The sequence below is a fragment of the Pedobacter sp. 10L46_2 genome (assembly GCF_056395165.1).
The window spans coordinates 1-4904 of the sequence record NZ_JBFTIZ010000313.1 but is presented as its reverse complement, the minus strand read 5'-3'; the positions used below and the strand labels follow the sequence as shown (position 1 = coordinate 4904).

General features: G+C 37.2%; 5 protein-coding genes. 3 read left to right on the top strand and 2 right to left on the bottom strand.

Features of this window, described 5'->3' with window-relative positions:
* Window positions 1-1218: DUF1015 domain-containing protein (locus tag AC1DDX_RS23465; RefSeq protein ID WP_477622686.1), on the top strand; the 1218-nt coding region annotated here is incomplete at its 5' end.
* 135 nt (window positions 1219-1353) lie between these two features.
* On the opposite strand, the gene AC1DDX_RS23460 is transcribed toward AC1DDX_RS23465, so the two are convergent.
* Both AC1DDX_RS23460 and AC1DDX_RS23455 read right to left on the bottom strand, forming a co-directional pair.
* Window positions 1354-1866 (bottom strand): hypothetical protein, encoded by a 513-nt coding sequence (locus tag AC1DDX_RS23460; RefSeq protein WP_172663341.1) that lies wholly within the window; start codon window positions 1864-1866, stop codon window positions 1354-1356.
* Between the two features lie 54 nt (window positions 1867-1920).
* Window positions 1921-2700 carry an SAM hydrolase/SAM-dependent halogenase family protein gene (locus tag AC1DDX_RS23455; RefSeq protein WP_172663340.1) on the bottom strand — a complete coding sequence of 260 codons (780 nt, stop codon included), beginning with the start codon at window positions 2698-2700 and terminating at the stop codon, window positions 1921-1923.
* Window positions 2701-2802: 102 nt separating this feature from the next.
* Between AC1DDX_RS23455 and AC1DDX_RS23450 the strand changes: the two genes are divergently transcribed.
* Complete coding sequence (locus AC1DDX_RS23450) at window positions 2803-3768, top strand: PhoH family protein (protein ID WP_172663339.1); 966 nt, start codon at window positions 2803-2805, stop codon at window positions 3766-3768.
* A 36-nt stretch (window positions 3769-3804) separates the two neighbouring features.
* Window positions 3805-4758, top strand: coding sequence for a phosphoribosylaminoimidazolesuccinocarboxamide synthase (locus tag AC1DDX_RS23445; RefSeq protein ID WP_172663338.1), 954 nt, complete (start codon window positions 3805-3807; stop codon window positions 4756-4758).
* The last annotated feature ends 146 nt before the right edge of the window (window positions 4759-4904 follow it).

Below are 4904 nucleotides of genomic sequence, written 5' to 3'. Positions count from 1 at the left end.
CTTAAACCTGCAGTGGATTTGCAATCGCTGGTTGTAACCAGGCCGCTTGAGAATTATAGCACGGGTCAGGCAAGGCTAATTGCTTCAGAAAACAGGTGTACTTTTCTTCATCTGATTAATCCTGAACTCGATAATCCATATCTAAGGGGAACAAGGGAGGAGCTGGTTTATAAAAAGATCAGTGAGAATCTTGAAGGGTTCCTTGAACATCAATTTCTTATTAAGCAGGATAAACCTGCTATTTACATTTACCGAGTAAAACACAATGATCTGGTGCAAACAGGCATTTGGACACTTACTCATATTAAAGATTATTTGGAGGGGAGGATAAAGAAGCATGAGTCGACCGTAGAGCGCAGGGAGAGGCTTCTGGCAGATTATCTGCAGCAAACCGGACTAGATGCTAACCCTGTATTAATTACCTACCACCCTGATCAGATTATTGATTCCATTACAGACAAATACACCGGGCTTAAAGCTGACCTTGATTTTACATTTGCGGATGGTACGACACATCAGGTATGGGCTGTTACTGATAATCCGGATCTGAATGACCTGGTTACTGCCTTTTATGATATTCCCTTTGTATACATTGCTGATGGCCACCATAGAGCAGCATCAATGGCAAAGATGGGTTTGCATAAGCAAGCTTTAAATAAAGAACGTCATACCGGAACTGAAGGGTATAACTATTTTACCTCAGTTTATATGAATACCAGAGAGGTTAAAATACTGGAATTTAACAGACTGGTTAGAGATCTTGGTGACCTGGAGCCTCAATTATTGATTGGGTTGTTAAAACAGTCGTTTTTAGTACAGGAGTCGCCAGATGTTGTTAAACCGAATCAATTACATAAGATTGGGATGTATTTTGATGAAAAATGGTATGTGCTTGAGCCAAAGAAAGAAATCTATGATGAAAATGACCCTGTTAATGCGCTTGATGTGAGTATTCTACAGAATCATATTCTTGCCCCTATATTAAATATAAAAGATCCCAGGACTGATGCCCGAATTACTTTTGAGGGTGGGGGAACTGCCATTTCTGAACTCCAGCTTAAGGTTGATAATGGCCTTTATGTGTTGGCTTTTACCTTGTTTCCTGTCTCGATAGATCAGGTCATTTCGGTGGCAGATGTGAATGGGGTAATGCCTCCAAAATCAACCTGGGTTGAACCGAAATTTCTGGTAGGGCTATTAACCAATTACTTTAATTAAGCGACTGGGTTAAAACCCAGTACTTATAGCCTAATATTGCCTTTTGAAACGTAGTTAGTTTTAACGGGTCTTTTTTATACAGACTTGGCAAAATTGCTTTATTTATTTTTACAAGAATTTTAAAGACTTTTTTCATCATGCTTTTTTAAGTTTTTTGTAGAATAAATAACACGCTACAAATAAAGTAAGCGCCAGAAACATAACTATATAATTCGTGATTTGTTTTTCTTTATTTGCAGCAGCAAAATCTTTTTTTAGCTGCAGGTTCTGATCTTGTAGCTTTTTTATTGATGTTTTGTAGTTCTCGATTCTATCGTTGGTACTGCTGGCTTCATTTTTAACACGCTTAACTTCTTCATCTTTGTAGTCCATGAGTATTTTAAGCTCTTTAAAGACATTGTTGTCATTTAAAACTATCTGACGCAGTATTTCATTTGAATTTTTTATATCACCTTTAGTTTGCAGGCCAAATATTCCTGTTTTGGTATCCAAGCTTTGATCGTACTGGCCAAATTTGGCACTTCTTTCTTTAAGGAGCGCATTTACTTTTAGTCTTTGTGTTTGATAAGCACTTGTATCCGTCTGAAATGTTGCGGCTTGTAATGATGTGTTAATAAAGAAAATAATAAACAATACGTTTTTGATCATGTTTAAATGTTTTTAAGGGACAAGCAAACTCCATGCCTGATGGGAAATGCATTTTTAAGGATGAAATTCGATTCTGATAATGTCGTTAAGGTGTAAACCTAATAATCCGCTGGCCTTTCCTTTGTTAATGGCAATTTCAAGATGGTTACTGATTCCAAACAGGCACAATTTTTCACCTTCAGGCACTTCATTATAATGCCAGCTCAACTGCGTAATGGTTTCACTTTTTCTGAAATACAAGGTGAAGTCGCGGTTACGCTGAATTTTTGTAAAAAGATCTTTTGTGATGTTGGTTATAACATTGCAGAAGGTGTCAATATAGATTACGCTGCCCCTAATGATGTCGCGTTCAATAACCGGATTTAACAACATTCTTTCTTCAATACTTTCTGTTGGTACACCGATGTCCCTAAGCTTCGCACCTTTGGCAAGCTGCGTTGCAGCTTTAACAAAAATATCAACCAGGGGAAAGTGAAGATATTTGAGGTCCTGCATAATATTTAACTCCACAATCTCTTCGGGCTTCTCGTTAAAAAGTAATGAGAAAATTCCGTTATCGGCACCTACAAAGAAATGATCTTTATGTCTTAGTGCAATATATTTTGTGTTTTCGCTAAATACAGAATCAATACCAATAAGGTGAACCGTGCCCTTGGGGAAGTAAGGGTATACGTTCTTTAAAACGAATGCAGCGTGGGAAATATTAAAAGATGGCACTTCATGAGTTACGTCAACAATGTTAGCTGTAGGCAGGATACTCAGGATACTACCCTTAAGGGCAGCCTGATAGAAATCTTTAGAACCTAAATCTGTTGTTAAAGTAATAATGGCCATTAAAAATTGAATATTTATTCTTAATCTTGCGTAGGTGGTAAAACGCGTACAAATATTCAACTTTTAAATCAAAATATACACTCCAATCTAAAAAACAATATTTTGAACGAACTAAAATTAACATTAGAATCGGTAGATCCGGTACAATTTTGGGGTGCTAATAACGAGCATTATGAGCTGGTTAAAAGTGCTTTTCCAAAATTAAAGATTGTGGCAAGAGGAAACGAAGTAAAGGTATTAGGTGACGAACAGGAACTTAAGGTTTTTGAAAAGAAGTATGGTCAACTGATTAGTCAGTTAGAGAAGTATAGCTCTTTAACTGCGAATGATGTAGAATCTATTTTGGTTTCAAAGAAAATACAGTCGGCCGACGAGCCCGCTGCTGAAAAAACCAGCAACGGGGGAGGTGGAGAAGTCATTGTGTTTGGTACCAATGGTTTAATGGTGAAAGCCAGGACCGCCAATCAGCGGAAGATGGTTGAGAGTATTAATAAAAATGATGTGCTCTTTGCTATCGGACCTGCCGGGACCGGAAAAACTTACACAGCCGTTGCCCTTGCAGTAAGAGCATTAAAAAACAAAGAAATCAAGCGTATCATCTTAACCAGACCTGCTGTTGAGGCAGGAGAGAATCTTGGGTTTTTACCCGGCGATTTGAAGGAAAAGGTTGATCCTTATTTACGCCCATTGTATGATGCACTGGACGATATGATCCCTGCCGAAAAACTTAAATTATATATTGAAAACAGGACTATCGAGATTGCCCCACTTGCTTTTATGCGTGGAAGGACACTTGATAACTGTTTTGTAATTTTGGATGAGGCACAGAACTCCACTGATTTACAATTGAAAATGTTTTTGACCCGTATGGGGCCATCAGCAAAATTCATTGTAACGGGCGATATAACTCAAATAGATTTACCGAAAAAGCAGATGTCGGGTTTACATAACGCGCTGCGTATTCTTGAAGATATACCAGGTATTGATATTATTTATTTAACAGGTGAAGATGTGGTAAGACACAAACTGGTTAAAAGAATATTGAAAGCCTATGGTGATATTCAGTAATTTTAAATAAACAATAAAAGCTTTTTAGCACATAGCATGACAGCAATTAAAGAAACAAATTTTAGCTTCCCTAAGCAGACAAATTTTTACAAAGGAAAAGTGAGAGATGTTTATACCATTAACAACCAATTTATGGCAATGGTAGTAACAGACAGGATATCTGCATTTGATGTGGTTTTACCTGAGGCAATACCTTTTAAAGGACAAGTATTGAACCAGATAGCGGCTAAATTTTTAGGTGCAACAAAAGACATTGTTCCGAACTGGGTTATTGATGTACCTGATGAAATGGTTACCATCGGACGTATTTGTGAGCCATTTAAAGTGGAAATGGTAATTAGAGGTTATTTAGCAGGGCATGCCTGGAGAGAATACAGCGCCGGGAAACGCAGTGTTTGCGGAGTAGCTTTGCCAGATGGTTTAAAGGAAAATGATAAATTACCTAACCCAATTATAACGCCTACAACTAAAGCCTCTGTGGGGCATGATGAGGATATTTCTAAAGAAGATATTTTAGCCAAAGGCATCGTGTCTGTTGCAGATTATACCCATCTTGAAAATTATACTTATGCATTGTACGAGCGTGGTACCCAAATGGCTGCTGAGCGAGGTCTTATCCTTGTAGATACTAAATATGAATTCGGTAAAGTTGGCTCAGATATTTATTTAATTGATGAGATTCATACGCCAGATTCTTCTCGTTATTTTTATGCAGAAGGTTATGCAGACAGACAAGATAGGAATGAACCACAGAAACAGTTGTCTAAGGAATTTGTAAGGAAATGGCTAATAGAAAATGGATTTCAGGGTAAGGATGGGCAAACCATTCCGGTGATGTCTGCTGARATTGTGAACTCTATATCTGATCGTTACATTGAGCTTTATGAACAAATAACGGGAGATCAGTTTGTGAAAAATGAGACAGCTGATGTGGTAAGCAGGATAGAAAAAAATGTGGCTGATTCTATAAGTAAACTCTTATCGGCGTAGACATCTAATCTACTTCAATAATTAAATAAATCAGAGAATTTTAACTACATTCGTAATCAAACTAAATTTATCGGCGTAGACATCTAATCTACTTCAATAATTAAATAAATCAGAGAATTTTAACTACATTCGTAATCAAACTAAAT

Coding starts and splice junctions, on each gene's coding strand:
- AC1DDX_RS23455 (WP_172663340.1), bottom strand. CDS start 2,700: ATGGCCATTATTACTTTAACAACAGATTTAGGTTCTAAAGATTTCTAT.
- AC1DDX_RS23460 (WP_172663341.1), bottom strand. CDS start 1,866: ATGATCAAAAACGTATTGTTTATTATTTTCTTTATTAACACATCATTA.